The following is a 26,881-nucleotide window of genomic DNA, read 5'->3' as shown; positions in this document are numbered from 1 at the left end:
TTTTATTGGTTCGGTTCACACCGGGCCTAGGTGCGCTGTACCCCCGCCGCCCGGTGAGCCCCCAGAGGCCACCGGGCCTTTTCTTTCCCTCTCCACCCCCGAGGAACCCCCCATGACGCACCCGGACCCCATCATCGAAGCTGGCCGCACCGAGAACCTCAACGTGAGCGGCTTCACGCCCCTGATCACCCCCCGCGCCCTGAAGGCCCGCTGGCCCCTGACCGCGCCGGCCGAGGCGACCGTGCTGGCCGGACGGCAGGCCGCGCAGGACATCCTGCATGGCCGCGACGACCGCCTGCTGGTCGTGGTCGGCCCCTGCTCGATCCACGACCACGAGCAGGCGCTCGAGTACGCCCACCGCCTCGCGGCGCTGCGTGAACGCGTGAAGGACCGCCTCGAAGTGCACATGCGCGTGTACGTCGACAAACCCCGCACCACCGTCGGCTGGCGCGGCTACCTGCTCGACCCGGACATGAACGGCACGAACGACATCAACAAGGGCCTCGAACTGACCCGCAAACTCATGGTGCAGGTCAGCGAACTGGGCCTGCCCGTCGCCACGGAACTGCTCGACCCCTTCGCGCCGCAGTACGTGTTCGATGCCGTCGCCTGGGCCTGCCTGGGTGCCCGCACCACCGAAAGCCAGACGCACCGCGTCATGAGCAGTGCCGTGTCCGCCCCGATGGGCTTCAAGAACGGCACGGGCGGCGGCATCAAGCTCGCCGTGGACGCCATCGTGGCCGCCGCCGCCCCGCACGCCTTCTTCACCGTCGACGACGACGGACAGGCCTGCATCGTCCACACACTCGGCAACCCCGACGGGCACGTCATCCTGCGCGGCGGACGCGGCGGCCCCAACTACGCCCCGCAGTTCGTCAAGGAGGCCGCCAGCCTCATGACCGCCGCCGGCCTGACCCCGGCCGTCATGGTGGACTGCTCGCACGCCAACAGCGGCAGCGACCACACCCGCCAGAGCCTCGTGTGGCGCGACGTGCTGCACCAGCGCGCCGCCGGACAGAGCGCCGTGCGCGGCCTGATGATCGAGAGCAACCTCCGCCCCGGCAAACAGGGCATCCCCGCCGACCTGAGCACCCTGGTGCCCGGCCTGAGCGTCACGGACGCCTGCGTCGGCTGGGATGAGACTGAGGCCCTGCTGCTCGAAGCGCACGCCGCGCTGGGCCGCGAGACCGTCAGCGGCTGAGGTCCGGTTGCGGCCAGGGAAGGTCCGGCGTGCCCTTGCGCCAGTTGGTCGCCCCGTCCTGGATGAAGGTCACGTCCGGGGCGGCGCCATCCCTGGCCGGGTGCCGCCGGTGGTCAGCGGGCATCACCGAGTACAGGTACGCCACGTTCATCTCCTGCCCGTCCTCCCGCCAGATCACGCTCCGCTGCTTCCCGCCCGCCTGCGTGTAGTCCAGGCCATACACGGCCAGGGGCGTCCACTCGTTCATGGGCAGCGTCCGGGCCGAGCGGTGGTCGCTGTTAAGGACGTCCCTGACAGTCCATGAGGTTCGTCCCCAGCTGCCCTGAACCCAGTCGAGGCCAGCACGGGGCGGAAGGTCCGCCAGACAGGTGGGAGATTCGCGGGAAGGGTCTTTCTCGGCGGGCCAGGTCAGGGCCGCGAACAGCGCCAGCCCGTCGCCGTGACACAGGCTGGCGTCCCAGGGACTGCTCCCCAGCACGGCCCGTGCCAGCCGCACCCGGTTCGGCCCTGTGCCCGGTGCGGGAACCAGCCGGTGGGCGGACAGTGAGGCGCGCCCCTTCGTCTGCGCCAGCGGCGTCAAGGCCACGTACACCCACTCGGTACGTGGGGGGACACGCAGGGTGGCGGCCAGCATCTGACCCCGGGGGGCGTCCGGTGTGGCGAGCACGTCCCGCAGGTCGTCGCTGCTCAGGTCCTGCGACCAGTTCCAGCTGGCCTCGCGCACGCCGGGCAGCGGGAGCGGCACGTGGGTCCAGGTCCACCAGCCTCCGCCCCCGATCATCAGGGCGGTCAGGACCGTCCAGCCCAGCGCGGTGGTGAACACGTGCCCCAGCAGGGCGCGGTTGGTGCCCGCCGGGTGGCCCATGGCGGACACGGCCAGATGCTCGGCCTCCTGGCGGCTGAATCCCTCGGCCTCCAGTTGCCGCACCCGGTCGAGCAGGTGGGTGCGCAGTTCGGCGGCGACCTCCAGTCGTTCGTGGCGGGGCAGGCCGGTCGTGGCGCGGCGGATGTAACGGGAGACGCGGCTCACGCGAGTTCCGTTCGCCGGCTGATCAGGGCGTTCACGGCCGCCTGGAGTTTCTGCCACTCGCCGCGCCGCCTTTCCAGTTCCTGACCGCCGCTGTCGGTCAGTGTGTACACCTTGCGGGGACTGCCGCCGCCGGGGGTGGGGTGCCACTGGCCCTCGATGAGTCCGGCGCGACTGAGGCGCAGCAGGGCGGGGTAGAGGGTGCCCTCGCTGAGTTCGAACAGGCCGCCGCTGCGGGTGCCGATGTGCTGCGCGAGTTCCAGGCCGTAGCGGGGCTGTTCCTGAACGGCCGCGAGGATGACGAGGTCGATGGTGCCGGATTTGAGTGGGTTCAAGGAGGACCTCCGGAGCAATGCCTTGTGATGCAAGACTTGCTGGGAAAATCATGCGACAGGCCGCCAGCCACGGCAAGCGAGAATGACCAGCAGCGAAATCCCCCACCCTGGCAGGCGTCCAGGGTGGGGGAGAGGTTCCGTTCAGGTCAGGGGTTCTGCACGAGCCTGAAGTCGCGGAAGCTCAGGCCGTAGCTGCTGCCGGGCGTGCCGACCGCGCCGAGAATCTGGAGTTGCGCGGCGGGGTTCGTGGCGGCCGCCGTGAAGGTGTACGTGAAGGTCTGCTCGGTGGCGTTCAGGGCGGCGGTCTTATCGAGGTAGCGGGCGTAGCTGCCGCCGTTCTCGCCGATCACGACGGCGACCTCGCGGGCGTCGGTGGCCCTGCCCTTGAAGGTCAGGGTGTAGGACTTCCCGGCGGTCAGGGGCACGTCGGTCTGGTTCAGCTGGATGTGCCAGTTGTTGGCGGGGTCCACGTCCTTGACGTTCAGGGTGACGGTGCCGCCGCTGACGCTGGTGTTCAGGCGTTCCGGAACATTGCTCCAGGTGGTCCAGTAGGCGGTGCCGGGCACGCCCGTGATGCCGGGGTGGGTGGGGCTGTCCTGCGTGAACGCGGCGTTGTACAGCAGGTTTCCGTCGGCGGCGGGTGGGCGGGCCCCGGCGGCGTTCCCGACGCGCTTGACGACCACGTTGTCGATCCAGACGGGGCCGGTCCCGGCGTTCCCGAGGTTGAATTCCAGGCGGGTGGCGGCGTCCGTGGTGGCTTTCATGTCGAAGGTGACCGTCTTGCGCTCCTTCGTGGTGCCCAGCTGGATGGTCTGCTCGCCGGAGTACGCGGCGTACCCGCGGTCCTGGCCGCCACCGACTTTCAGCATCATGGGCCGCGCGGTCTGCGCCCAGGCGTCGAAGGACACCTCGTACTTCCCGCCGGTTTCGAGGTTCAGGCCGTCCTGCCGGACCTGCACGGCGTAATTCACGCTGCCGGGGTTGGTGATATCCACCTTCAGGGCCTTCCCGGCGGCGGTGTCGTTACTCAGGGTGGCCTGCCCGTCGCTGCGGAATAGCGTCCAGTACGCGCTCTGGGTCACGCCGTCCAGGCGGGAGGCGTCAGCCGTGACGCGCGGATCGGTGTCGGCCCAGTCGAAGGATTCGTTGAACACGAGGTTGCCGTCGGGCTGGGCGGGCCGGGCCACGGCGGGCGTCCAGGGGAATTTCGTGGCGGGGCGGGGGCCGGGGCTGGCGGTCTCGCCGGTCAGGCCGTACACGCGCACGTAATCCACGCGCATCTCGGCGGTGTCGGGGGTGCTGGCGTTCGGGTTGCCGTCGAAGTTGCCGCCCACTGCGAGGTTCAGCAGCAGGTGGAACGGCTTGTCGAACGGGGCGGGCCAGGAGTGCAGGTCGGCGTCGCTGGTGGGGGGCGTGCCCTTGGCGCTCCACCAGCCGGTCTTCTCGCTGGTCAGTTGGCCGTCGATGAACCACTGGATCTTGCCGGGCGTCCACTCCACGGTGTAGGTGTGCCACTGGTCCATGGTGCCGCCGTTCGGGAAGTTCACGGTGGTGCCGGAGTACACGTTGTTCGGCCACTGCCCGCCGTAGTGCAGGGTCTGCGCGAGTTCCGTGGGTTTGCTGCCCCAGCCCTCGGCGATGTCGATCTCGCCGCCGGCCGCCCAGGTGCCGTAGGGGTTGGGTTCTTCCGGCAGCATCCAGATGGCGGGCCACAGGCCCTTGCCGGTGGGGAATTTCGCGCGGATCTCGAATTTGCCGTAGGCGCGGCTGAACTTCCCGGCGGTGCGGACGCGGGCCGAGGTCCAGTCGAAGGTGCTGGTCTGGCCGTTCGCGATTCCCTGGTAGGCGCCCCGGCGGGCCGTGATGACCAGTTCGCCGTTCTCGACGCGCACGTTTTCGGGCCGGTCGGTGTAGTACTGGAGTTCGTTGTTGCCCCAGCCACTCACGTACTCGCTGCCGGACATGAACCCGTTGCCGATCTGCGGGGTCCAGCGGGCGCTGCTGAGGGTGGTGCCGTTGAACTCGTCCTGCCAGACGGGTTGCGGTCCGGTGGGGCCGGAGCGGGCGCAGCCGGCGAGCAGCGCGGCGCACAGGGCGAGGGTCAGGGTGGACGGCAGGCGGGATCGGGTCATGGCGGGGCTCCTTGCAAGCGTGCCGTGAAGGTCGCCCCGCTGCGGATCAGTGGGGGACGGTGGTGGGCCGGTGGCCCGCTGGGTTGCGTTGTCCTTCCGAGCCTAAGCATTTCTGAAAGCGCTGTCAAGACTCTGCCGGAGAGGACGGCACGCCGGATCATGCAGGACGCGTCCCTCAAAACCGCCCACGGCAAGGGAGTTTGCGATCTTTCATGAAATGGGGTCTTCGGGTCGGGTCTGGTGAAACGGTTCCACGCCGGAGTCCCAAAAACCCCCACTTTTGAAAGGCCTTTCAGAATCGGGGGGGAACCGAACCATCAGAAACGATGACGGCCCCTGGCATCCCCGCCCACACATCTCTGCCTGCCCACGCGCCACACTCGGACGCATGAGCCCCACCCCTGCCAAACGCCCCGGCGGCGGCCGCCCCCCCAGCCAGCGCCCCAGCAAAATCTGCGCCCACTGCGGCCTGCCCTTCACGTGGCGCAAGAAATGGGAACGCGACTGGGATCAGGTCCTGTACTGCTCGGACCGCTGCCGCGCCGCCGCCAAGCGGGACCGCCCGTGACCACGCCACCCGCCCCCACCCCCGTCAGCCCCGCCTACGGTCTGGTGTGCCTGACCGCCGGCCCCGAGGTCCGCTTCCGGACCATCACCCTCACCCGTTACCGCGCCCTGACCCCCGCCGCGCGCGAGGGTGCCCTGCTGGACCTGTACGCCGACAACACCGCCCGGCTGCGCGCCGCCGCCGCCTTCTGTCAGGAGCGCGGCATCCGGCTGTACCGCCTGAGTTCCAGTCTGTTCCCCATGCTGGACCTCGCCGGTGACGACGTGGGCGCGGCCGTCCTGACCCACCTCGCCCCGCAGCTGACCCGCGCCGGGCAGGCCTTCGCGGACGCCGGTATCCGCGTGCTGATGCACCCCGAGCAGTTCATCGTGCTGAACAGCGACCGACCCGAAGTCCGCGAGAACAGCCTGCGCGCCATCGGCGCCCACGCCCGCGTCATGGACAGCCTGGGCCTGAGTCGCACCCCCTGGAACCTGCTGCTGCTGCACGGCGGCAAGGGCGGCCGCGCCGCCGAACTGCGCGCCCTGATCCCCGACCTGCCGGACGCCGTGCGCCTGCGCCTAGGCCTGGAAAACGACGAACGCGCCTACAGCCCCCGCGACCTGCTGCCCGTCTGCGAGGCCACCGGCACGCCCCTCGTGTTCGACGCGCACCACCACGTCATCCACGACCGCCTGCCCGACCAGGAACACCCCAGCGTCCGCGAGTGGGTCCTGAGTGCCCGCCGCACCTGGACCCCCCCGGACTGGCAGGTCGTGCACCTCAGTAACGGCATCGACGGCCCCCAGGACCGCCGCCACAGCCATCTGATCACCCACCTGCCCAGCGCCTACCACGACGTTCCCTGGATCGAGGTCGAGGCCAAGGGTAAGGAGGAAGCCCTGGCGGCCCTGAGCGCTCCCACCTGACGGCCCTCACTCGAACGCCGCGCACACCCCACAGAAGCCCCGCCCCGCACGCGCTACGCTGCGGGGCGTGAATGTTGTCGTGTTCGACCTTGAAACCACGGGCCTCTCACCGGAACGGGACGGCATCGTGGAAATCGGCGCGGTGCGGATCGTGGACGGTCAGGTGCAGGAACACCTGAAGTACGAGACGCTGGTGCGCCCCACCACCCCGGACGGGCAGACCCTGATGATCCCCTGGCGGGCCGAGCAGGTGCACGGCATCAGCAACGCCATGGTCCGCGCCGCCCCGACCATCGCCGAGGTTCTGCCGGAATTCATCGAGTACGTGAACGGCTGGCCGGTCGTGGCGCACAACATCGGCTTCGACGGCGGCTTCATGCGCGCCAACGCCCAGCGGCACGGCCTGACCTGGGCGCCCGCCAGCGAACACTGCACCGTGCAACTCTCGCGCCGCGCCTTCCCCAAGGAACGCGCGCACAACCTGACCGTCCTGGCCGACCGTCTGGGCCTGAACTTCGCGCCCGGCGGCCGCCACCGCTCGTTCGGTGACGTGCAGGTGACCGCGCAGGCCTACCTGCGCCTGATGGAACTGATCAACATCCGGGCGTAGAGGAGCCGTGGGGAGTGGGAAAGGCCCTCACTTCTTCGCGGCGGCCGTGCCGGGGCGCGGCACCAGCACCAGCGCGTTGGGCACGCTGCGGCTCCAGACGGTGTTCAGGTACCCGCCCAGGTCGGCGTACCCGCCCGTGACATACGCGGTGGCGCTGCTGCCACTGTCGAGGCGCACGGCATCCCGCAGGCCCGCCCCGGCCAGCGCGGCGGCGAAGGTTTCGGGACTGCCGTGTTCCAGGTAGGCGATCGTGGGCTGGCCGCCCAGCGTCCCGAACGCCACCTGCCGGGTGGGCCGCCAGATGCTGGCGCTGGTGTTGAACCCCTCGCGAACCGGGTCCAGCACGACCCGGCCGCCCTGCACGAGCAGCGGCCCGGCACTCAGGGCGTCCACCGCGCCGTCCCAGGGGGCGTCGGCCCGCCAGTTCAGACTGACGGTCAGGGGCGCGCCGGCCGAGCGTGGCAGTTGCGGGTAGCGGGCCGGGTCGAAGGTGAAGCTGAGCGTCCCGGCGGGCGGCGTGACCGGGCCGGTCAGGGCGCGCAGGACCGTGGCGCTGCCCGGCGCGGCGTACAGGGTGGTCAGGCCGTCCGCGCCGACGCTGCTGCGCCCGTCCCCGACGAAGGCAGTCAGCAGGTCCGGGGCGGACCGGGCGCGCACGCTGTTCACGGTGACGCTGAACGGCGCGCCCAGGCTGTCCGTGCCGCTCAGGACGTAGCGGGGGCGGGGGTAGCCGAACAGCGTGTCGCCCTGCGCCGTGACGCCCAGCGTGGCGCGTTTCTCCAGGCTGCCGGCCGTCATCAGGCCGCCCGTGGCGACCAGATCCACCGGGAGGCTGCTGGCCGGGTCGAAGTATCCGCCGTTCACGCCGGCCACGCCGCCCACCGACCGCACGAGGTCCGCCACGCCGCTCGTCCGGCCGGCCGGGGCGCTCACGACGCGGGTCTGGTACTGCGCCGGGTCGAAACTCAGCAGGTGCAGTTTGCCCTGCTGCCGGTACGTGACGCCGGGGGCCAGGGAGTCCGGGTTGATGGGCGGCGGCACGCGCGTGTCGGTGTAGGTGGTCGTGTCGATGACCACGCGGGCCGGGTTGTCCAGCGTGAAGATCTCGCTGCGGCCCCCGCCGGTGCCGAGCCGGACGGCCGCGCCGGTCGCGGTGGGCTGCACGGACAGCTGATCGCCGGACTCCAGTTTCTGCGTGACGGGCGCAGCACTCACGCCGGGCAGCGTGACGGTCAGCCCGGCCGCCTCGCGCGTCACGGCGAACGGCGTGAGGCGCGAGTCTGCCACGTTCAGTTCCAGCACGACGCGCTGCACCTCGACCGTGCGGTGCAGCGCGCGGCTCACGCGGACCGTGCCCAGCGACGCGACCGGCGTGAAGGTCGGGACGGGCGGTGTGGTGGTGGGCGGTGTGGTGGTGGGCGGCGTGGTGGTGGGCGGCACCGGGAGCGGCGTCACGCCTGCCGGGGTGCCCGTGGCCGGAGAAGGAGTGCCAGTGCCGGGAGTGCCAGTGCCGGGAGTGCCAGTGGCGGGAATCGTGGGCGAGGGTGGCAGCGTCTCGAGTGGCACCTGTGTGGGCGCCGCGAAATCCAGCAGGTCCGGGGCGTCCGCCGTGACGGTCACGCCCAGCGCCGTCAGCGCCTGAAGCGGCACGAACAGGCTGCCGCCCGCCAGTTCCGGCAGCGGCAGTTTCGTGTTCAGCGTGAACCCCACGGCCCGCCACCCGGTCTGCGGCGAGAAGCGCAGTTCGCGCGTCACCTGATTGCGCGTCAGTTGCAGGCGCAGGTCCTGCGGGTCGTTGCGCACCGCCACGCCCAGCCTCGGCAGGGTCCACACGGCCAGTGCCTCGCCACCCGCGAACTGCCGCGAATCGAGCGCGGCACTCTGTTTCACGCCGCCGATCGCAACGGGCCGCGCCGACGCTGCCCCGCCCAGCAGCGCGGTCAGCAGCAGCAGCCGCCACCCCGCCCCTGCCCGCCGCAGGAATGGCAGCCGTGCTGAACGACAAAAAAGAACGGAACGGCGCAGACTCACGCGGGCGAGTGTAACGCCCACGGGCGGGGCGGCGGGTGAGCGGCCCGTCAGCTTCGGAGCCGGGGCGGCCGCCCGCCGCGCGGAGTTTCTCACGCGGCCCCGCAGGTCCGTCAGGCTCTTGTGCCAAACGCTTCCTATACTGACTTTCATATGATCGAACCTTCACTGGCGCTGTACGGCGACGCCTTCGAGCGCGTGGATCAACTGATTCAGGACCTGCTGGAAACCACGGGCGTCCGCTACGGGTTGCTCGTCGACCGCAAGGGCTTCGTGCTGTCGCACAAGGAGGCGCTGTGGGCGCCGCGACCCCCGGCGCTCGACAGCGTCGCCACGCTGGTCGCCAGCAACGCCGCCGCGACCGCCGCGCTGGCGAACATGCTGGGCGAACGGACCTTCAGCGAGCAGATCCACCAGGGCGAGAACGGCACCCTGTACGTCGAGTCGGTCGGCGCGGACTCGCTGCTGACCCTGATCTTCGACGCCAGCGTCCCGCTCGGCAAGGTGAAGGTGTACGCCAAGAAGAGCATCACGCAGATCGCCGCGATCCTCGAGGAACTCAAGGACATTCCCCCGGTGCAGCTCGGCGAGGACTTCAGTCAGGGCGCCAGCGCGCTGCTCGACGATCTGCTCGGCTGAAGCGGCCCCGGCTCCCGGCCTGACCTGCGTACCTCCCCTCACCCTGACCCGGCGTCACAGGAGAACCCGTCCATGAGCACCATCAACTTCGCTGCGCGCGAAATCAACTGCAAGATCGTGTACTACGGCCCCGGCATGAGCGGCAAGACCACCAACCTCAAGCACGTCTTTTCCAAGGTGCCCGGTCACCTGCGCGGCGAGATGGTCAGTCTGGCCACCGAGGACGAACGCACGCTGTTCTTCGACTTCCTGCCGCTCGACCTGGGCACCGTGCAGGGCTTCAAGACCCGCTTTCACCTGTACACCGTGCCGGGGCAGGTGTTCTACAACGCCAGCCGCAAACTGATCCTGCGCGGCGTGGACGGCATCGTGTTCGTCGCGGACAGCGCCCCGAACCGCCTGCGCGCCAACGCCGAGAGCATGCGCAACCTGCGCGAGAACCTGCACGAGCACGGCATCGACGTGCGCGACGTACCCATCGTGTTGCAGATCAACAAACGCGACCTGCCCGACGCGCTGCCCACCGCCATGATCCGCTCCGTGATCGACCCCAAGGGCGAACTGCAACTGTTCGAGGCGATGTCCGACAAGGGCGTGGGCGTGTTCGAGACCCTCAAGACCGTCAGCCGCCTCGTGCTGGAACGCCTCTCCCAGAACAAGTAATACGGACTCCGATTGAATGGGCTGCAAAGCCCGTTCAATCCGAGCGGATGCGAGTAAGAGAGAAACGGGTTCCGGACGTGGAGCCGGCAATCCGGTGAAGTTCCGGATTGTTGGCGAAACAATCGGAGTCCGTATAAGCGCGGGAAAGGAAGGTGGGCAGCGGGGAATTCCCTCCGCTGCCCACCTTCTGTCCTGCTACCTGCTGTCCCCTTCAGTCGGCGCTGAGCGGCAGGGCGTCCGGACTCTCCTCCGGCAGGTGGCGGCGCACCTCACGCATGGCCGAGTGGATCACGGCCAGGGCGAGGCTCATGGTGAGCATGCTGGAAAAGCCGTAACTGACCAGCGGCAGGGGCACGCCGGTCACGGGGAACACCCCGGCCGCGACGCACAGGTTCACGAAGGCCTGCCCGACGATCATGAACATCGCGCCGATGGCCAGGATGCTGGCGCCGTGAATTTCGGGGGTCATGGGGCGCACGCGACTGGCGAGGTGCGCGACTTCCAGCGCGGTCGCTACGATCAGCCAGTACGCGAACATCAGCATGGCGACGCCCAGCAGGCCGGACGTGAACCCGACCGACGCGACGATCATGTCGGTGCGTTCCGCGAAGTACTCGTAGCGGGGGGCGTCCGGGCCCAGGCCCCACAGTCCGCCGAAGTTCAGGTCGCGGTGCGCCATGCCGATCTGGTCCAGGCCGACGCTGACGTCCTCTTCGCGGGTCTGGTGACCGTTCCAGCGTTCCAGGATGTACGGGTGGCTTTGCAGGTACAGGCCGGCGAACGGCAGGGCGATCAGGGTCAGCGCCAGCATGAAGCCGCCGATCTTGGTGATGCGGACCCCGGCGGCGTACATGAGGATGATGCCCAGCCCGAACATCAGGACGCTGGTGCCCAGGTCCGGTTCGAAGAACACCAGTGCGGTCGTGACGACGATCATGCCGGTCGCGCTGATCAGTTTGTTCTGAACGCCCCGCCGGGAGAAGAACGACGCGAGCATCAGGATCAGCCCCAGTTTCGCCATCTCGGACGGCTGGAAGCGGAACGGGCCGCCGAAGTCCAGCCAGCGGCGCGTGCCGCCACTTTCCTGCGTGCCCTCCCCGATGAAGAACACCAGCAACAGCAGCACCAGCGTCACGCCCCACACGGCCGGCCCGATCTTCAGGAAGGTGCGGGGCCGCAGCCGGGCGATCAGCAGCGTGGCCAGCAGCGCCAGCAGCGCCTTGGCACCGTGATCCACGATGTGTTCCGGTTCCACGGCCGCGATGCCCAGCAGGCCCAGGCTGAGCAGCATCACCTGCGCGATCAGCAGTTGAACGCTCACGCGCCTTCCTCCGGACGGGCCGCCAGGGCCTGCGCGGCGCGGCGGAAGCTGTCGCCGCGCGCCCGGTAATCCCGGAACTGATCGAAGCTCGTGCCGATCGGGGCAAGCAGCACCGTGCCCCCGGTGGCCGCGCCCTGGCCGTTCAGGGCGTCCAGACCCGCCTGCACCGCGCGGTCCATGGACTCGTCGCCGGTGTCGCCCGGCACGACCCGGTAGGGGAGCCCCAGCCCGCGCGCCAGGGTCTCGCCGTCCTCTCCGAACGCAATGACCTGCGCGACCCGCCCGGCCGCCGCCGTGCGCAGCGGCGCGAGGTCCGCGCCCTTGTCACGCCCGCCCACCAGCCACGCGACCGGCGGCGTGGCCCGCTCCAGCGCCGCCTGCACCGCCAGGGTGCGCGTGGCGATGGAATCCTCGATGAACCGCACGCCGCCCACGCGGGCGACCGTCTCGAAGCGTCCCTTCACGGGCGCGGCCGTGCCGAGCGCGCCGGCCAGCACGCCCGTATCCACCGGGCGGCCCAGGTGGCGCAGCAACGCCTCGGCCGCCAGGATCGCCGCCGCCGCGTTCGCCGGGTGAATGCCGTCCGGCAGGGCGTCGGCGTTCAGCACGGGCGTCCCGTCGGCCAGGGCCAGCCTCGCGGGCGTGAAGGGCTGAAGGCGGGCGCGCGTGGGCACGGTCAGGTCCGCCGGGACGATCAGCACGTCCCCGGCCTCCTGCGCCGCCGTGATGTTCAACTTGGCCGCGTGGTACGCCCCGACCGTGCCGTGCCGGTCGATGTGATCCACGCCCAGGTTCGTGATGACCGCGACCGGCAGCCGCACGCCCGGCACCCGCTCCAGCTGAAAGGAGCTGAGTTCCACGACCGCCACCTGCGCCGTGTCCACCACGTCCAGCAGCGGCGGGTCGATGTTCCCGCCCTCGCGGGCGTTCAGGCCGCACGCACGCAGCAGATGCGCGATCAGGACCGTCGTGCTGCCCTTTCCGGCCGTGCCGGTCACGCCCACCATCGGCAGCGCGGGCCGCAGCCGCGCCGCGAGCGCGACCTCCCCGATCACCTCGGCCCCCGCTGCCCGCAGCGCCGTCAGGTCCGGGTGGTCGATGGGCACGCCCGGCGCCGCCACCACTGTCCGGTAGGGCCGCGTCACGTCCCCCTGCGCCCAGCCGAGTTCCTCCATCAGCGCGAGATCCTCGGGGGCGGGCCGGGCGTCCAGCCACTCGGCCTGCGTGCCCTCCCGCGCGAGGAACCGCGCCGCGCCGCGCCCACTGCGTCCCAGTCCGTACACCAGCACCCTGTCAAGCTTCACGCCACCCACCATAGAACAGCGTCCCTCCCCTTGTGTTCTGCGGGTTCCAGGGCAAACAATCGAACACCACACCCCGCGCCGCTTTCCCCCTGGAGGTCACCCATGCCCACCCACCCCGCGCCGTCCGTCCTGACCCTGCTGGGCGCGGCCCTCGCGTGCGCCGCGTCTGCGGGGGGCAGCGCTCCCGCTGACCGGTCGCTGCGACCTCCCGTCCTGACCACGCCCGTGCGGGAGGTCGCGGTGGCCGCCGCACCCGACGGCACCGTGTTCCTCGCGGCCCTCAGCGACAGCGGGCAGTTCAGCAGCGGCCGGGGCACCTTCACGGCCCGCACGCTGCGCGCCTGGAAGGCCGCGCCCGGCGCCCCCTGGACGCCGCTGCCCCGCCAGGATGGAGCCGGGGTGGGCGGCCCCCTGGGTCTGAACGACCGCCACCCGCGCCCCGCCGCGAATCTGAACCTCAGCGCCGACCGGCACGGCAGCGCCGTCCTGGCCTGGAACGAGAACTACGGTGACAACGACATCGTGCACCTGCGCGCCCTGCGGCCCGGCGGCTGGACCGACTGGCCCGGCCGTTACCTGGGCGACGACCTGCCCTACGCCGCCCGCACCCGCGCCGTCGCCGCCTGGAAGGGCGAGGCGGTCCTCGCCTGGGGTGAATTCCTGCGCAGCCCCGACGGCAGCCAGCTCACCGTGCGCCGCTGGAACGACGCGGCCCGCAGCTGGGTACGCGGCCCCGCCTTCAACGACCGCCGCGCCTACGCCCGCACGCCCGCGCTGGCCCTCACCCGCGCCGGGCAACCCGTCGTGGCGTGGCTCCAGGGCGACGTGACCGCCGCCCGCATCCTCGCCGCCCGCTGGGACGGACAGGCGTGGCAGGCACTCGGCGGCCCGCTGAACCGCCACCCGCCCGGCTACGTGGCCGCCACCCGCCTCGTGCTGGACGGGCAGGACCGCCCCATCGCCGCGTGGCTGGAGGACCACGCCGGACAGGACACCCTGTACGCCGCCCGCTGGAACGGCCAGCGCTGGCAGGCCATGGGCGGCCCGCTCAGCGCCGCGTTCGCCTCGGCCCCCACCCTCAGCACCGACCCCGCCGGGCACGCCATCCTCGCCTGGGTGCAGGAACGCGGCGGCCAGGGGCAGGTGCACGCCGCCCGCTGGACCGGCGGGCACTGGCAGGCGCTGGGCGTGCAGAACCGCGACCCGCGCCGCGACGCCCGCAGCCCCAGCGTCACCACCGACGACGCCGGACACACCACCCTCGCCTGGAGGGAAGACTTGTCCGGCGTCTATCAGATTCAGATACGGCAGTTTTGACCCTGGATTGCCCAGCGCCTTACGCCCCGGCGGGCTCTGCCACTTCCGGTTCACGCGCGGGCGGCGGCGTGACCGTCAGGCCCGCCTCGTCCTGCGCCCACGCCATGAAGGCCCCCAGGCCCCGGCGGAACATCACCGGGCGTTTCTCGCGCTTGCCCAGCTTGCGGGGCTTGCCGGTCTTCTCGTTGATCTCGGCGGGCAGTTCCGGCACCAGCGCCCAGTTCACGTTCATCGGCTGGAAGCCCTTCGGGTTCGCGCTCGCCAGGTAACGGGTCAGGCCGCCCAGCATGCTCTCGGCGGGAGGCGTGAGGGGTTCGAGGCCCAGCGCGAGGCGCGCGGCGTTCGTTCCGGCCAGCCAGCCGGTCGCCGCGGACTCCAGGTACCCCTCAGTGCCCGCCAGGACGCCCGCCACCAGCTTCGTGGGGTCGGCCTTCAGTTGCAGCGTGGATTCCAGCACCAGCGGCGCGTTCAGGTACGTGTTGCGGTGCATCACGCCGTACCGGACGATCTCGGCGTTCCCCAGGCCCGGAATCAGGTTCACGACCGCCTTCTGATCCCCCCACTTCAGGCCCGTCTGGAAGCCCACCAGCGACCACATGCGGCCCTCGCGGTCCTCCTGACGCAGCTGCGCCACCGCGTACGGCCAGCGCCCGGTCTTCGGATCGTCCAGCCCCTTGGGCGACATCGGCCCGAAGCGCGGCGTGTCGATCCCGCGCCGGGCGATCTCCTCGATGGGCATGCAACCCTCGAAGAACTCCAGCTTCTCCCAGTCATGCGGCGTGTGCGCGCGCGCCTGCTCCAGCGCCCCGAAGAACGCCAGGTACTCGTCCTTCGTGAACGGGCAGTTGATGTAATCCGCGCTCTGGTCGTACCGCCCCGCCCGCCACGCCACGTCCATGTCGATGGAGTCGAACGCGATCACGGGCGCCGCCGCGTCATAGAAGCTCAGGCGTTCGCTGCCCGTCAGGCGCGCCATGTCCGCCGCCAGCGCGTCCGACGTCAGCGGCCCCGACGCGATCACCGCGATGCCCTCCGGCACGGCCGTGACCTCCTCGCCGCGCACCTCGATCAGCGGATGCTCCCGCACCGCGCGCGTCACCCGCTCACTGAACTCGTCGCGCTCGACCGCCAGCGCATTCCCGGCGGGCAGTTTGGAGGCGTCCGCCGCGCCCACGATCGCGCCCCCCACGCTGCGCAACTCGGCCTGAAGCAGGCCCTTACTCTGCAACTCACCCTCGCCGCCCAGCGAGTTGCTGCACACCAGCTCCGCGAAATTCCCGCTGCGGTGCGCCGGGGTCATCTTCACCGGCCGCATCTCATAGAGGCGCACCCGCACGCCCAGCCGCGCCGCCGCCAGGGCCGCCTCGGACCCCGCCAGTCCCGCACCAATCACCGTGATCATTCGCTCGCTCATCAAGACGGCAGTGTAGGGCAGCTTCGCAGCGGCATTTGTGCCGCGAGGTCATGGCAGGCGGGCAGTGGTGGTCCGCTGTACCTCGGGGCGAGGCACACGCCTCAGCGTTCCGGCGTGCCGCCCAGCGCGGCCTTCACGCGCGACAGGCCCTCGTAGGCCAGAATCCGCACGGCCCACAGGCGGTCCAGGGGGAGGGGGAGGGTGGTGTCGAAGCGGGTTTCGGGTGCGGGCACGCTGATCACGTTCACGCCGTACGTGCGGAACAGGGCGGCGGCGCGGCGGCTGTGGCTGGGGCTGGTGACCAGCAGGACGGTCGTCCAGCCGCGCGTGCGGGTCAGGTCGCGCACGCGGGCGGCCTCGTCGCGGGTGGTGGTGACGTTCCTCAGGGGCAGGACTTCCGGGCCGTCCGTGCCGAGTTGCCGCGTGATGATCTGACGTTCCAGCGTGCTGATTTTCGGGCAGTCGCGCGGCCCGATCAGGCCCGACTGCTCGGAGACGGTCAGGGTGGGCGCGTAGTCCTGTCCCCACAGTTCCAGGCCGCGCGTCAGGCGGGCCAGACTGGCGGATTCCAGCGTGCGCGTCCCGCACTGCACGCCGCCGCCCAGCACCACGATCGCGTCCGCCTTCACGGGCGGCTGCGACAGGGTCAGGGCCGCCAGTGGGCCGCGCAGAACGGGCGTCAGCAGGCAAGCGGCCAGCGTCAGGGCCGCGCCAGCGGCGGTGGCGTGCAGGGCGCGGCGGGATGGGCGGAAGGCTCCGGCCAGTGCGCCCAGGACCAGCAGCACCCACAGCAGGGGCGTGCCCACGCGCACTTCTCCCAGAAAGGCGGCCAGCACGCCCAGGGCCGCGCCCACGGCGGCGCCACCCAGCGCGCCCCTGATCTGCTCGTTGCGGTCCGGTGCGGTCATCGGTGGGCAGTGTAACGGCCGCAGGACACTTCCCCCTGCCGGTCCCGGCGTGGGGGTGCCTATACTCGCGGGCATGTTGCGCCGCCTTGCCCTGCCCCTGCTGGTCGTTCTCGCTGCCGTGCTGGGCGGCCTGCTGCTGCTGCCGCGCCTGGGCGGCCCGGCCGAGAGCAGTACCGAGGTGCGGTTCGTGCGTGAGATGATCCAGCATCACGCGCAGGCCGTGGACATGGCCACCCGCGTGCGTGAGGCAAGCGGTGATCCGGAGGTGCGGGTGCTGGCGCTGGACATCATGCTCTCGCAGCAGGAGCAGATCGGGCAGATGCGCGGCTGGCTGACCCTCTGGAAGCGCCCCTGGGGAGGGGAGGGCATGAGTGCCGGGCACGCCCGCGCGATGGGCATGGCCACGCAGGCGCAGGTCGAGAACCTCAGCACCCTGAACGGCCGCGCCGCCGACGTGAGGTTCCTGCAACTCATGACCCGCCACCACCAGGGGGCGCTGGCGATGGTCACGCCCGCCCTGAAGTCCGGCGTGCGCCCCGAGGTGCAGGCCCTGGCCCGCCAGATTCAGGGAACCCAGTCGGCCGAGGTGACCCTGATGACCCGCCTGCTGCGCGAGCGGGGGGCGCAGCCGCTCCCCGCGCCAGCGGCCAGTCACGGTGACATGGACGGTATGCAGCACTGACACGGACCCGGGTTGAATGGTTCTGCAAGCCCCGAGCGGACGCGAGTAGGCGCCAAGCGGGCTGCCGGGCGTGGAGTTGGCAACCCGGTGTCATTCCGGGTTGTCAGCGAAATAGACGGCAGTCCGATGACACGGCCCCGCGTTGGAAGGCCTGCACAGCCGTTCAATCTGCGGAGCTTCAGCCGGGGCTTACCAGGTGTCCTCGTCCCAGACGTCGGTCTTGGCGTCGCGGCGGGCCTTGCGGCGGGCGTCCTTGCCACCTTTCTTTTTCGGCTGGGGGGGCAGGGCCAGTTCGTAGGTGCGGTCCGGCTGGCAGGGGGCCGGGTGTTCGCCCAGCGACTCGCCGGGGTCGCTGCGGATGTTCCCGGCGACGTGCAGGTGCCGCTCGCCGCAGTACGGGCAGGCGTCCACGACCCAGAACATCACGCGGGTGCCGGGCATGTCGCGCAGGGTCACGAAGGCCTGCTGGGGGGTGCGTCGGTCCTTCTTCGCCATGCCGCGCAGAGTACCGCCCGCTCCACGCCGAGTCTGTGGCGGGTATGGCGTTCCGGTCAGGGCTGCCCGGCCTACACGTCCTCGTCGCCTTCTTTCATGTACGTGACGACGCTGCGGCAGTGTTTCAGGCCGGCGCGGGCGTACAGGGCGCGGGCGGGTTTCATGTGGTCGTGCGCGCGGACGCGCAGGGTGCGGAGTTCCGGGTGGGTGTCGGCCTCGGCGGCGGCCAGGGCCAGCAGGGTCAGGCCCAGGCCCTGGCCGCGCTCGGCGGGGTGCACGGCCACGTAGGTCACGTCGGCGCGGGCTTCCTCGGGGCAGAATTCCAGTTCCGCGAAGCCCAGCGGCTGCTCGCCGCGCAGCAGGGCCACGAGGCGCACGTCGTCATGCGCGAAATGGGCGTCGAACTGTTCGGGCGTCCAGTCGAGCCGCCCGGCCCAGGCGTCCTCGCTGCTGCGGTACAGCGCGCGGTACGTCTCGAAGGGCAGGCGGCGCGTGATGCGCGTCCCGGCCGGCGCGCAGGCGTGCGGGGTCAGCAGCGACAGCGGGCCGCTGTAGAAGTCCGTGGTGTGCATGGCCGCGAAGCCCGCCGCTTCCAGGGCGTCCCGGACGGGCGTGTTGTCGCGCGCGCTGAAGGCGTATACCGGAAGGCCGTCGGCGTGTTCCAGCGCGCGGCGCAGCAGGGCCGGCAGGTGCCCGCCGTCACTCACCGGCCCTTCGAGCACCAGTCCGTCCCGGAAGGGTGACAGGGCGCAGTAGGCGCGCACGCCCTCGTCGTCGGTGTCCACGAGGCAGGTGCTGTCCTCGCATTCCAGTTGCAGTTCGCGGGGGTCGCGGGCGTCCGGGGAGAACACCTCGCGTTCCGGGGCGTCGTCCATCCAGTTCAGGAGGGCGAGAACGTCCGGGACATCGGTGGGCAGCATGGGTCGGATCATGGGAACCTCCGGAAGCGGCGGCTGGGCTCTCATCCCGGCGGGCGGGACGGGGCTGGGCAGCGGGGAGACGGCAGGACCGGGACGACAGGGTTGACGGTACGCTGACCTTCAGCCTAGTCAGCGGCGCCCCCCGCTGTCTGCCGTGCGCTTCACCCCGCGCCCCGGCCCCCCCGTGCTATGCTCTGCGTATGCCCTGAACAGGGTACGCCGCCTGCCTCCCCACAGACACGAAGCCGTGTTTGAGGGGCGTTTTCCTTTTGAGCCGGGGCGGAAGGCGCCAGCCGCACCCCCCCCGGCCCCGCCGGAGAGCCGACCGGGCAGTCCGGCATCATCTCGGAGGTGTTCGCCGTGACGAAACAGTCCAGCAGACCGGGCGTGAGCCCCCCGCCCCGCGCCGCCCGCCCCGCCCCGACCAGCGACCCGCACACGGGCATGGACCTGCTGGTCCTGCGGGCGCAGCTGGCCCGCGCCGAGAAGGCCGCCCGGCGCGCGCAGCACGCGCCGCCCCCGGTGCGCGCCGCGCCGCAGGCGCCGGTCAAGCCGCAGCGTGAGGCGGACCTGGCGGGCATCAGCACCGACGAGTTCAGCCTGAGCCGCGCGCACGCCCGCCTGCGCGAAGCCGTGTACGACGGCCGTTACCACCTGTGCGAGCACGCCATCGGGCACGCCCGCGCCGAGGGCTTCCTGGAGCACGACGTGATGAACGTCCTGCTGACCGGCCGGGTGCGGGCCGTGTACCCCGAGGACCGCCGCTGGCTGGTCTGCGGGTACTTCGAGGCCTGCGGCGTGAAACTCCCGCTGCACGTGGTCGCCGAGCACGCCCGCGACGGGTTCGTGGACATCGTGACGGCGTTCGTGCCCAAGCAGCCGCATCACATCATCAGCCGCGCCCGGCTGGCCGTGATGCTGCGGTACGACGACCAGACCATCCGCGCCCGCACCGCGCAGGCCGGGAACCGCGTGGGGTACCGGGGCAAGGGCCGCTGGAAGAAGAGCGCCTGACGATACGGGAAGAGGCCCGCAGGACAGGTGGGGGAGACAGCAGGGGGGCCGGGACACACGTTGTCCCGGCCCCCCCCTGCCTGTCGGCGGTCAGTGCCGGAAGTGGCGGCTGCCCGTGAACACCATGCTGATGCCCAGTTCGTTGCAGGCGGCGATCACCTCGGGGTCGCGTTTGGCGCCGCCGGGTTGCAGGATCGCGGTGACGCCCGCGCCCGCGGCGAGGCGCACCACGTCGTCGAACGGGAAGAACGCCTCGCTGGTCAGCACGGCTCCCTGTGCCCGCTCGCCGGCGTTCGCCACGGCCCGCTCGGCCGCCCAGATGCGGCTGACCGCCCCGGCGCCCAGGCCGACCGTCACGCCGCCGCGCGCCAGGACCACGGCGTTGCTGCGGGCGTTCTTCACGACCGCCCACGCGAAGCGCAGGTCATGCCACTCCTGATCGGTGGGCTGGCGGGCCGTGACGACTTCCGGGCACAGGTCGTCCCAGGGGCGGGCGTCGCGTTCCTGCACGGCGAAGCCGCCGGTCAGGGGGCGCACGTCCAGCACGCTCACGCCCTGCGGCGCGGCGGCCACCAGCACGCGCAGGTCCGGTTTCTTCTCCGCGAACCACGCGGCGGCCTCGGGCGTGACTTCGGGCGCGATCAGCACTTCCAGGAAGGTGCCGCGCGTCGCCTGCGCCGCCTCCAGCGTCACGGGCGCGCTGACGGCGACCACGCCGCCGAACACGCTGAGGGTGTCGGCGTCACGGGCGCGTTCCCAGGCGGTTTTCACGTCGTCCGCGACGGCCACGCCGCAGGGGTTGGCGTGCTTGACGGCCACGCACACCGCCACCGGGTCGCCGTGCTGCGCCTGCGTCTCCTGCGCCGCGAGTTCCTGGCACAGCGCCCATGCGGCGTCCGCGTCAGCGTAGTTGTTGAAGCTCATGGGTTTGCCCGCCACGACCTGCGCGTCGATGACCGGCCCGACCGCGCCGCCCAGACGGTAGATCGCGCCCGGTTGGTGCGGGTTCTCGCCGTAGCGGACCCCGGCAGCCCGGCTGAGGTTCAGGGTCAGCGTGCCGGGCAGCGCGGTGGGCAGCTCGTCGCTGCGGCCTTCCAGGTACGCGGTGATGGCCGCGTCGTACTCGCTGGTGTGCCGGTACGCCTTGGCGGCCAGCCGCTGCCGGTCGGCAGCGCTCACGTCGTCCTGAAGCGCCACCGGGTAGTCGGCGGGGTCCACGAGGACCAGCACGCCCGCGTGGTTCTTCGCGGCCGAGCGGATCATGGCCGGGCCGCCGATGTCGATGTTCTCGATGGCCTCGTCGAACGCCGCGCCGCGCGCCACCGTCTCCCGGAACGGGTACAGGTTCACGCACACCAGATCGATGGCGCCGATCCCGTGCGCGTCCAGCTGCCCCAGGTGACCGGGTTCACGCCGCGCCAGGATCCCGCCGTGCACGGCCGGGTGCAGCGTCTTCACGCGGCCGTCCAGCATCTCCGGGAAGCCCGTCACGTCACTCACCTGCCGCGCCGCGACGCCCGCCGCCACAATGCTGGCGTATGTGCCGCCGGTACTCAGGATCTCCCAGCCGCGCGCCTCCAGTTGCCGCGCGAACTCCACCACGCCCGTCTTGTCACTGACCGAAATCAGCGCCCGTTTCCGCCCCTGCCCCGTGCCCTGCCCGCCCAATTCCGTGCCGTGCTGCGTCATGTGCCTTCCTCCCAGTACCAGAAAAACGCGAACGGTTCCCACCGACAGGGAGCCGTTCGACCCAGGCGCGCGATCATTCACTCTTCCGGAGGCTCCCCCGTGGTCAGCCCACGTTCAGCGCCAGTCGCCCCCGCGCTCGCCGCAGCATACCGGGTTCACTCCCGGCGGGGTCCGGCAGACGCAGACAGGGGGCCGGGCGAGGTTGCGTCCCGCGTCCGGAGCGGCCCGGCTACACTGAAGTTCCTGGCCGCCCCGCCGTGAATGGCGTTTCCGGATGCCTGTTCCCTCCCGGCCGTTTCCTGCGGCTGCCTGACCGGAGATCCTCTTGCCTCACCCGCACGCCCACCCTGCCGCGCCCCTGCCGGACGCCCCGCCCGCCGGGATTCCAGAGCTGCTGACGCTGTTCCGGCCGCTGGCCCGGACCGGGTTCCTGCCGCCCACCGCGCCCCTGCTGAACCTGCCCGCGCCGTTCCAGGGGCTGCTGGACGCGCCGGCGGCGCTGGCCCCCGCGTACCAGGGGGGCGGCGTGCGCGCGGCCCTGCTGGACATCGACGTGGCCCTGGGCGACCGCCGGGACGACGCCCGGCAGCTGAGCGCCGCGCAGCAGGAGGCGCTTCTCTCGGCCACGGCGATCCTGATGCACCTGTACCGCTGGAACGCCGTGCCGGTCGCGCCCGCCCGCTTTCAGGAACGGCCAGAGTTCCCGCCGCACCTGCACGCCCTGTTCCGCGACCTGAGCGCCGCGCACGACCTGCCGGCCTGCGGCACCATGCACACCCTGAAGTACCTGAACTGGCGCTCGGACGCCCTGCCGCCCGGCCAGCCGTACCACGCCGATCAGGTGCAGGCCGGGCAGGTACGGATCGCGCACAACTGGCACGCCTCGCCCGCCGGGGACGACCGGGACCTCGCGGGGCAGCTGGACCTGTGGATCCAGACCTTCGTGCTGACCGAGGCGCGCGGACAGGCGGTCCTGAGCGCCGCCGCGCAGGCGCTGGCCGCCGCGCACCAGCAGGACCGCCCCGCGCTGGAAACGGCCCTGGAGGCGCTGCACGCCGCCGTGCAGGCCATGACCCGCCAGATCAACACCCTGATGCGGTTCCGGGTGGTGCGCAGCGACCTGTGGCGGGTGTTCATCCAGCCGACCTTCGGCTGGGGTCTGCCCGTGGACGGAATACCGGACGGCCCGGCGCTGGAGGGAGCCAGCGGCCTGCAACTGGGCGGCACGCAGGTCGCGGACCTGGCGCTGGGCGTGCCGTTCGACTCGAACCTGGGCCGCGCCATCCGGCACTCGCGCACGTACATGACGCCGCCGCAGCGGGCGCTGCTGAACGCCTGGGAGCCGCACCGGAACGTGATCCGCGCGGCCGTCCTGGACTGGGGGGGCAGCCGCGCGCGCGGAGCTTTCGACGCGGCGCTCGACGACCTGAACCGCTGGCGGGTCAGTCACCGCGAGCGCGGCGCGGTCTACCTGCGCGGCGACGGCCGCGAGCACGTCATGGCGTCCACCGGCACCCAGCTGGACGCCGGCACCCCCCACGAGCAGGCCTTCCGTGACCTGATGAACGAACGCATCGAGGAAACCCGCGCCCAGACGGTCGGGGCAGAGCAGCCGGAAAGCTGATCGGCAGGCCTGCTGAACGGCAGCGGGGCGCAAGAGGTCTGTCCCTCCGCGCCCCGCTGCCGGTCCGTGCCGGATTCATACGGATTCCGTTTGTTTCGCTGACAGATCGGAACACCACCGATCTGTCAGCTCTACGTCCGGAACCCGTTTTTCTCCTACTCGCTCCGCTCGGATTGAATGGGCTGCAAAGCCCATTCAATCGGAGTCCGTATCAGCCGCTGTTGCCGCTGCCGTCCGGGGCGGGGGCGGGCATGTCGGAGGCGGTGGTGGCGGCCATTCCGTCCGGGAACAGCAGGCGGCGCAGTTCGTCCAGCACTTCCTGTTCCTTCTCGTCGACCAGCTTCCCGCCGATGCCCAGGAACCCGCCCTCCTTGGCGGCGTTCGCGGTGCGTTCCGCCACGCGCATCAGCATCTGGCGGTAGGCGGCGTTGTCGTCCGGGCTGGCCTTGGCGCTGACCAGCCACGCCGCCTGCCGGACGGCCTGAAGGCTCTGGTCGCGGGCTTCCCCGGCGTTGCGGGCGCGTTCCTGGGGGGTTGCGCGTCGGGGGCGGTGCCGAGCATGTCGGCGGCCATGGCCTCCAGCAGCGGGGTGCGGGTCGCGGCGCTCACGCTCTCGCGGGTGGCGTCCGAGATGGCGCGCGCCTCGGCGATCAGGCCGGTCAGGCCACTGGGGCTGGCGGCCATGACGGCCGCGCCGGCCCGGCCGGGTCCGGTCATGATCTTGAACCACTCTTCGGACGTGAAGTTATCCTTGATGCTCATGCGCTCAGGGTAACGGGCGGTGCGGGCGGCGGCGTTCGCCGTTCATTCACGCTCGCGCGGGTCGGGCCGGGCGGGCAGCCCGCTCAGGTCGAAACGCACGGGCTCGGTGTCCTCGCGGACGCTGCGGGGATCGGCCGCCAGACCGTGACTGCCGAACAGCCCCCCGGAGGCCAGATTGACGCCCAGCACGTCGCGGGGCCCCTCGTCGGCCGGGACCAGTGGCCGCATCCGGAACGACAGGGCGATCAGGGCGGCGGGCAGGACGATCAGCAGGATGAAAGCCAGCATGGGGACCTCCGGGTGCGCGGGGCGCCCTGCGGATTCAGCAGGGAGTGGGTTCGGCGGGCGAGACAGTGCCCGTGGGGGTGACGGGGGCGTTCAGGTGCGTCTTGGCCCAGCCGTCGATGGCGTCTATGACGCTCTGCAGTTCGCGGCCAGCGGGGGTGAGGGTGTAGACGCTGCGGGCCAGTTTACCGTGGCTGTCCTCGGTGCGTTTGTTGATCAGTTCGAGTTGCTCGAGGTGCTCGAGGCGCTGCGTGAGGGTGGCGCTGTTGCAGCCGCCGACGGCCCGTGCGAGTTCGTTGAAGCCCTTCTCGCCGTCGAGCAGGGCGCGGACGATGTGCAGCACCCATTTCTCCTGCAACACCCCGATGGCCCGGTAGACCGGGCAGAATCCAGTGTGTTCGCTCATAGCTGGAGTTTACACCGCGTGGCTGACCAGATCATGACGGATCTCACACCGCTTGACTTTTCAAAGTGATTGACATAGCGTGAGTCCATGACCGCGACCATCCCCCAGACCCTGAACGTCAAAGAAGCCATCGAGACCCGCCGCAGCATCCGCAAGTACGTCCAGGAGCCCATCAACCAGGACGACCTGCACGAGATCCTGCGCCTCGCCAGCCTCGCCCCCAGCGCCTGGAACGCCCAGACCTGGCGCTTCGCCGTCGTGCAGGACGCCGCCATCAAGCAGCAGCTTCAGGACGCCTCCTACGGCCAGGGTCAGGTCACCAACGCCCCCGCCGTCATCGTCGTGTACAGCGACATGGAAGACACCCTGGCCACCGTCGAGGAAACCGCGCATCCCGGCATGGGCGAAGCCGGCCGCGAAGGCCAGCGCAAGACCTTCGACGGCGCCTTTGGCGGCCAGGACGTCGCCCAGCGCGGCCAGTGGGGCCTGAGCCAGGCGAACATCGCCTTCGCCTTCGTGATGATCGCTGCCCGTGGCCTCGGCTACGACACCGTGCCCATGCTGGGCTTCCAGCCCGACCGGGTCAAGGAAATCCTGGGCCTGCCCGAGCACGTCCAGTTCGCCGGCCTGCTGCCCGTCGGCAAGCGCGCCGAGGAAGGCTTCCCCCACCACCGCCACAGCGTCGAGCGCATCACCAAGTTCTACTGAACTCCGCGCCGCACTGATCCGGGGTGCCGGGCCCGCGCTCGCGGGCGCACCCCAGCGCTGAACCTACAGGTCGGCCGCTTCCACACCGGAGGCGGCCGACCTGTCCTGCCGGGTGCCGCCTGCCGGTCACGGCTCTGACCCAGGGCAGACGATCACCGCGTTACAATGAACGGCGCATGAAAAACAATCTCCTTCTGATCGGCGCCGCCCTCAGCCTCAGCAGCTGCTCCATGATTCTCGGCCCTTCCACGGTGGACGTCACCGTGATCGGCGTGAACGACTTCCACGGCAACCTGCTGCCCACCAGCTTCCGCGTGCCTGACCCCGCCGACCGCACCAAGACCCTGACCGTCCAGGCCGGCGGCGTCGAGGCCATCGGCGGCATCCTCGCCGAGGCCCGCAAGGCCAACCCCAACACCGTCTTCGTGGGCGTGGGCGACATGACCGGCGCCAGCCCCCTGATCAGCGGCCTGCTGCGCGACGAACCCACCATTGGCGCCCTGAACGGCCTGGGCATGGCCGTCAACGTCGTCGGCAACCACGAATTCGACTACGGCTTCGCCGAACTGCAGCGCTACCAGAAGGGCGGCTGCAACAGCAACGACGCCGCCAAGGCCTGCAAATTCAACAACACCTTCGAGGGCGCCAAGTTCCCCTACATCGCCGCGAACGTCATCGACGAGAAGACCGGCCAGCCCGCCCTGCCCGCCTACAAGATCGTGCAGGTCGGTAGCGCCAAGGTCGCCTTCGTCGGAGCGGTCCTGAAAGACACGCCCACCGTCGTCACGCCCGCCGGGGTCGCCGGCCTGAAATTCGAGGACGAGGTCAAGAGCATCAACGCCGCCATCCCCGCCATCAAGCGCATGGGCGCCGACGCCATCGTCGCGCTCGTCCACCAGGGCGGCACCAGCGGCGATGCCTTCGACATCGTCAACTGCAAGACCCTCACCGGCCCCATCGTGGACATCGCCAAGAACCTCGATCCGGCTGTCAGCGCCATCATGACCGGCCACACCCACCGCGGCTACAACTGCCTGGTGCCCGGCCCGGACGGCAAGGACCGCACCGTGATCCAGGGTGACGCCCTGGGCCACCTGCTGCAGCGCCTGGACATGACCATCGACACCCGCGCCAACCGCGTGACCGCCATCCGCGCCAGCAACGTCGTCGTGGACGCCGCCAAGACCCCCAAGGACGCCGCCATGACCGCCCTGGTCCAGAAGGCCAAGGACCTGACCGACCCCATCTCCCGCACCGTGATCGCCACGCTGGGCGTCGAGCAGATCACCCGCGCCGCCGCCCCCAACGGCGAGAGCCTGCTGGGCCGCGTCATCGCCGACAGCCAGCTCGCCGCCGCCGCGCCCGCCACCAAGGGCGGCGCCGTCATCGCGTTCATGAACCCCGGCGGCATCCGCGCCGACCTGCCCGTGAACGTCCCCAACGCCAGCAAGCAGGTCACGTACGGCGACGCCTTCACCGTGCAGCCCTTCGGGAACATCCTGACCGTCATCACCCTGACCGGCGCGCAGATCAAGGCCGCGCTCGAGCAGCAGTTCGACAACCCCTCGGCCGGCAGCAACCGCCTGCTGCAGGTCAGCCGGGGCTTCACGTACACCTGGGACAACGCCAAGGCCAAGGGCGACAAGGTCAGCGAGATCAAACTGAACGGCCAGGCCATCGACCCCGCCGCCAGCTACCGCGTCGTGCTGAACAACTTCCTCGCCGACGGCGGCGACGGCTTCACCACCTTCGCGCAGGGTACGAACCGCCTGGGCGGCGACCTGGACATCGACGCCTTCCGCGCCTTCCTGACCAGCGGCACCGTCACCCCCGACACCACCGAACGCATCAAGCGCCTGAACTGAACCTGGACGCAAGATGACAGGAGGCCGCCCCCGTGCGGCCTCTGTTTTATTGCGGC

The 26,881-nt window shown here is 70.9% G+C and carries 26 protein-coding genes and 1 riboswitch; of the genes, 11 read left to right on the top strand and 15 right to left on the bottom strand.

Annotation, left to right across the window (positions count from 1 at the left end; all coding sequences use genetic code 11):
* Nucleotides 1–112 precede the first annotated feature (112 nt).
* Nucleotides 113–1,201, top strand: coding sequence for a 3-deoxy-7-phosphoheptulonate synthase (locus tag BXU09_RS02220; RefSeq protein ID WP_078300334.1), 1,089 nt, complete (start codon nt 113–115; stop codon nt 1,199–1,201).
* On the opposite strand, the gene BXU09_RS20830 is transcribed toward BXU09_RS02220, so the two are convergent.
* The 3 genes from BXU09_RS20830 to BXU09_RS02205 form a co-directional block, all read right to left on the bottom strand.
* Nucleotides 1,191–2,231 carry a permease prefix domain 1-containing protein gene (locus BXU09_RS20830; RefSeq protein WP_078300332.1) on the bottom strand — a complete coding sequence of 347 codons (1,041 nt, stop codon included), beginning with the start codon at nt 2,229–2,231 and terminating at the stop codon, nt 1,191–1,193. The genes BXU09_RS02220 and BXU09_RS20830 overlap by 11 nt on opposite strands.
* The gene (locus tag BXU09_RS02210) at nt 2,228–2,563 is read right to left on the bottom strand and encodes a PadR family transcriptional regulator (RefSeq protein ID WP_078300330.1); all 336 of its coding nucleotides are present in this window, start codon (nt 2,561–2,563) and stop codon (nt 2,228–2,230) included. The genes BXU09_RS20830 and BXU09_RS02210 overlap by 4 nt, the downstream gene beginning before the upstream one ends.
* 146 nt (nt 2,564–2,709) lie before the next feature.
* A complete protein-coding gene (locus tag BXU09_RS02205) occupies nt 2,710–4,695 on the bottom strand; it encodes a family 16 glycosylhydrolase (protein WP_078300329.1) in 1,986 nt (661 codons plus the stop codon).
* 453 nt (nt 4,696–5,148) lie between these two features.
* Here BXU09_RS02205 and uvsE point away from each other — a divergent pair, with 453 nt between their 5' ends.
* Nucleotides 5,149–6,171, top strand: coding sequence for a UV DNA damage repair endonuclease UvsE (uvsE, locus tag BXU09_RS02195; protein WP_240501298.1), 1,023 nt, complete (start codon nt 5,149–5,151; stop codon nt 6,169–6,171).
* Nucleotides 6,172–6,238: 67 nt separating this feature from the next.
* Nucleotides 6,239–6,781: a 3'-5' exonuclease gene (locus BXU09_RS02190; RefSeq protein ID WP_078300323.1), complete on the top strand. Its 543-nt coding sequence runs from the start codon at nt 6,239–6,241 to the stop codon at nt 6,779–6,781.
* 27 nt (nt 6,782–6,808) lie between these two features.
* Here the strand turns inward: BXU09_RS02190 and BXU09_RS02185 are convergent, their stop codons facing one another.
* Nucleotides 6,809–8,734, bottom strand: coding sequence for a phosphodiester glycosidase family protein (locus tag BXU09_RS02185; protein WP_144012150.1), 1,926 nt, complete (start codon nt 8,732–8,734; stop codon nt 6,809–6,811).
* 228 nt (nt 8,735–8,962) lie between these two features.
* Here BXU09_RS02185 and BXU09_RS02180 point away from each other — a divergent pair, with 228 nt between their 5' ends.
* Entirely contained in the window at nt 8,963–9,448 is a 486-nt protein-coding gene (locus BXU09_RS02180; protein ID WP_055362537.1) for a roadblock/LC7 domain-containing protein, read from the top strand.
* Between the two features lie 72 nt (nt 9,449–9,520).
* On the top strand, nt 9,521–10,111 hold the full coding sequence (locus BXU09_RS02175; RefSeq protein ID WP_055362538.1) for an ADP-ribosylation factor-like protein: 591 nt from the start codon (nt 9,521–9,523) through the stop codon (nt 10,109–10,111).
* A gap of 211 nt (nt 10,112–10,322) precedes the next feature.
* On the opposite strand, the gene BXU09_RS02170 is transcribed toward BXU09_RS02175, so the two are convergent.
* Together BXU09_RS02170 and murD are read right to left on the bottom strand one after the other, a co-directional pair.
* Nucleotides 10,323–11,432, bottom strand: coding sequence for an FtsW/RodA/SpoVE family cell cycle protein (locus BXU09_RS02170; RefSeq protein ID WP_055362539.1), 1,110 nt, complete (start codon nt 11,430–11,432; stop codon nt 10,323–10,325).
* Nucleotides 11,429–12,736: a UDP-N-acetylmuramoyl-L-alanine--D-glutamate ligase gene (gene murD, locus BXU09_RS02165; protein WP_240500941.1), complete on the bottom strand. Its 1,308-nt coding sequence runs from the start codon at nt 12,734–12,736 to the stop codon at nt 11,429–11,431. The genes BXU09_RS02170 and murD overlap by 4 nt, the downstream gene beginning before the upstream one ends.
* Before the next feature lie 102 nt (nt 12,737–12,838).
* On the opposite strand from murD, the gene BXU09_RS02160 reads away from it, so the two are divergent.
* Complete coding sequence (locus tag BXU09_RS02160; RefSeq protein WP_078300318.1) at nt 12,839–14,053, top strand: hypothetical protein; 1,215 nt, start codon at nt 12,839–12,841, stop codon at nt 14,051–14,053.
* A 19-nt stretch (nt 14,054–14,072) separates the two neighbouring features.
* Here BXU09_RS02160 and trmFO read toward each other — a convergent pair whose 3' ends face one another.
* Nucleotides 14,073–15,467: a methylenetetrahydrofolate--tRNA-(uracil(54)-C(5))-methyltransferase (FADH(2)-oxidizing) TrmFO gene (gene trmFO, locus BXU09_RS02155; RefSeq protein ID WP_078300316.1), complete on the bottom strand. Its 1,395-nt coding sequence runs from the start codon at nt 15,465–15,467 to the stop codon at nt 14,073–14,075.
* A 101-nt stretch (nt 15,468–15,568) separates the two neighbouring features.
* Nucleotides 15,569–16,375 (bottom strand): YdcF family protein, encoded by an 807-nt coding sequence (locus BXU09_RS02150; RefSeq protein ID WP_078300313.1) that lies wholly within the window; start codon nt 16,373–16,375, stop codon nt 15,569–15,571.
* A 73-nt stretch (nt 16,376–16,448) separates the two neighbouring features.
* Between BXU09_RS02150 and BXU09_RS02145 the strand changes: the two genes are divergently transcribed.
* A complete protein-coding gene (locus tag BXU09_RS02145) occupies nt 16,449–17,057 on the top strand; it encodes a DUF305 domain-containing protein (protein WP_078300309.1) in 609 nt (202 codons plus the stop codon).
* 189 nt (nt 17,058–17,246) lie between these two features.
* Here the strand turns inward: BXU09_RS02145 and BXU09_RS02140 are convergent, their stop codons facing one another.
* Nucleotides 17,247–17,552, bottom strand: coding sequence for a hypothetical protein (locus BXU09_RS02140; RefSeq protein WP_055363646.1), 306 nt, complete (start codon nt 17,550–17,552; stop codon nt 17,247–17,249).
* A gap of 71 nt (nt 17,553–17,623) precedes the next feature.
* Complete coding sequence (locus BXU09_RS02135) at nt 17,624–18,484, bottom strand: GNAT family N-acetyltransferase (RefSeq protein WP_078300306.1); 861 nt, start codon at nt 18,482–18,484, stop codon at nt 17,624–17,626.
* 432 nt (nt 18,485–18,916) lie between these two features.
* Here BXU09_RS02135 and BXU09_RS02130 point away from each other — a divergent pair, with 432 nt between their 5' ends.
* Nucleotides 18,917–19,486, top strand: a complete 570-nt coding sequence (locus BXU09_RS02130; protein ID WP_144012149.1) for a DUF4258 domain-containing protein — start codon at nt 18,917–18,919, stop codon at nt 19,484–19,486.
* A 90-nt stretch (nt 19,487–19,576) separates the two neighbouring features.
* On the opposite strand, the gene purH is transcribed toward BXU09_RS02130, so the two are convergent.
* Nucleotides 19,577–21,175 (bottom strand): bifunctional phosphoribosylaminoimidazolecarboxamide formyltransferase/IMP cyclohydrolase, encoded by a 1,599-nt coding sequence (gene purH, locus BXU09_RS02125; RefSeq protein ID WP_078300302.1) that lies wholly within the window; start codon nt 21,173–21,175, stop codon nt 19,577–19,579.
* Nucleotides 21,176–21,227: 52 nt separating this feature from the next.
* Nucleotides 21,228–21,313, bottom strand: a riboswitch (ZMP/ZTP riboswitch).
* A 187-nt stretch (nt 21,314–21,500) separates the two neighbouring features.
* Here purH and BXU09_RS02120 point away from each other — a divergent pair.
* The gene (locus BXU09_RS02120; RefSeq protein ID WP_168174542.1) at nt 21,501–22,799 is read left to right on the top strand and encodes a hypothetical protein; all 1,299 of its coding nucleotides are present in this window, start codon (nt 21,501–21,503) and stop codon (nt 22,797–22,799) included.
* Nucleotides 22,800–23,010: 211 nt separating this feature from the next.
* On the opposite strand, the gene BXU09_RS21295 is transcribed toward BXU09_RS02120, so the two are convergent.
* Genes BXU09_RS21295 through BXU09_RS02105 form a run of 4 tightly spaced genes read right to left on the bottom strand, consistent with a single transcriptional unit; the run spans nt 23,011 to nt 24,252 of the window.
* Nucleotides 23,011–23,199: a hypothetical protein gene (locus BXU09_RS21295; RefSeq protein ID WP_240500938.1), complete on the bottom strand. Its 189-nt coding sequence runs from the start codon at nt 23,197–23,199 to the stop codon at nt 23,011–23,013.
* A gap of 5 nt (nt 23,200–23,204) precedes the next feature.
* Nucleotides 23,205–23,561 (bottom strand): hypothetical protein, encoded by a 357-nt coding sequence (locus BXU09_RS21290; protein ID WP_240500937.1) that lies wholly within the window; start codon nt 23,559–23,561, stop codon nt 23,205–23,207.
* 42 nt (nt 23,562–23,603) lie between these two features.
* The gene (locus BXU09_RS02110) at nt 23,604–23,849 is read right to left on the bottom strand and encodes a hypothetical protein (RefSeq protein ID WP_078300297.1); all 246 of its coding nucleotides are present in this window, start codon (nt 23,847–23,849) and stop codon (nt 23,604–23,606) included.
* A 34-nt stretch (nt 23,850–23,883) separates the two neighbouring features.
* A complete protein-coding gene (locus BXU09_RS02105; protein ID WP_078300295.1) occupies nt 23,884–24,252 on the bottom strand; it encodes a helix-turn-helix domain-containing protein in 369 nt (122 codons plus the stop codon).
* Between the two features lie 87 nt (nt 24,253–24,339).
* On the opposite strand from BXU09_RS02105, the gene BXU09_RS02100 reads away from it, so the two are divergent.
* Both BXU09_RS02100 and BXU09_RS02095 read left to right on the top strand, forming a co-directional pair.
* Nucleotides 24,340–24,960, top strand: a complete 621-nt coding sequence (locus BXU09_RS02100) for a nitroreductase family protein (protein ID WP_055363297.1) — start codon at nt 24,340–24,342, stop codon at nt 24,958–24,960.
* Between the two features lie 176 nt (nt 24,961–25,136).
* Complete coding sequence (locus BXU09_RS02095; protein WP_078300293.1) at nt 25,137–26,825, top strand: bifunctional metallophosphatase/5'-nucleotidase; 1,689 nt, start codon at nt 25,137–25,139, stop codon at nt 26,823–26,825.
* Nucleotides 26,826–26,881 lie beyond the last annotated feature (56 nt).

This window comes from Deinococcus sp. LM3 (genome assembly GCF_002017875.1).
Taxonomy (GTDB): domain Bacteria; phylum Deinococcota; class Deinococci; order Deinococcales; family Deinococcaceae; genus Deinococcus.
This window is presented reverse-complemented; position numbering and strand designations above follow the sequence as displayed.

What these genes read in the sequence shown, in the direction of transcription:
- BXU09_RS02220 (WP_078300334.1), top strand. Translation starts at nt 113, where the DNA reads ATGACGCACCCGGACCCCATCATCGAAGCTGGCCGCACCGAGAACCTC.
- BXU09_RS02205 (WP_078300329.1), bottom strand. Translation starts at nt 4,695, where the DNA reads ATGACCCGATCCCGCCTGCCGTCCACCCTGACCCTCGCCCTGTGCGCC.
- BXU09_RS02180 (WP_055362537.1), top strand. Translation starts at nt 8,963, where the DNA reads ATGATCGAACCTTCACTGGCGCTGTACGGCGACGCCTTCGAGCGCGTG.
- BXU09_RS02175 (WP_055362538.1), top strand. Translation starts at nt 9,521, where the DNA reads ATGAGCACCATCAACTTCGCTGCGCGCGAAATCAACTGCAAGATCGTG.
- BXU09_RS02160 (WP_078300318.1), top strand. Translation starts at nt 12,839, where the DNA reads ATGCCCACCCACCCCGCGCCGTCCGTCCTGACCCTGCTGGGCGCGGCC.
- trmFO (WP_078300316.1), bottom strand. Translation starts at nt 15,467, where the DNA reads ATGAGCGAGCGAATGATCACGGTGATTGGTGCGGGACTGGCGGGGTCC.
- BXU09_RS02150 (WP_078300313.1), bottom strand. Translation starts at nt 16,375, where the DNA reads ATGACCGCACCGGACCGCAACGAGCAGATCAGGGGCGCGCTGGGTGGC.
- BXU09_RS02145 (WP_078300309.1), top strand. Translation starts at nt 16,449, where the DNA reads ATGTTGCGCCGCCTTGCCCTGCCCCTGCTGGTCGTTCTCGCTGCCGTG.
- BXU09_RS02140 (WP_055363646.1), bottom strand. Translation starts at nt 17,552, where the DNA reads ATGGCGAAGAAGGACCGACGCACCCCCCAGCAGGCCTTCGTGACCCTG.
- BXU09_RS02135 (WP_078300306.1), bottom strand. Translation starts at nt 18,484, where the DNA reads ATGATCCGACCCATGCTGCCCACCGATGTCCCGGACGTTCTCGCCCTC.
- BXU09_RS02130 (WP_144012149.1), top strand. Translation starts at nt 18,917, where the DNA reads ATGGACCTGCTGGTCCTGCGGGCGCAGCTGGCCCGCGCCGAGAAGGCC.
- purH (WP_078300302.1), bottom strand. Translation starts at nt 21,175, where the DNA reads ATGACGCAGCACGGCACGGAATTGGGCGGGCAGGGCACGGGGCAGGGG.
- BXU09_RS21290 (WP_240500937.1), bottom strand. Translation starts at nt 23,561, where the DNA reads ATGAGCATCAAGGATAACTTCACGTCCGAAGAGTGGTTCAAGATCATG.
- BXU09_RS02110 (WP_078300297.1), bottom strand. Translation starts at nt 23,849, where the DNA reads ATGCTGGCTTTCATCCTGCTGATCGTCCTGCCCGCCGCCCTGATCGCC.
- BXU09_RS02105 (WP_078300295.1), bottom strand. Translation starts at nt 24,252, where the DNA reads ATGAGCGAACACACTGGATTCTGCCCGGTCTACCGGGCCATCGGGGTG.
- BXU09_RS02100 (WP_055363297.1), top strand. Translation starts at nt 24,340, where the DNA reads ATGACCGCGACCATCCCCCAGACCCTGAACGTCAAAGAAGCCATCGAG.
- BXU09_RS02095 (WP_078300293.1), top strand. Translation starts at nt 25,137, where the DNA reads ATGAAAAACAATCTCCTTCTGATCGGCGCCGCCCTCAGCCTCAGCAGC.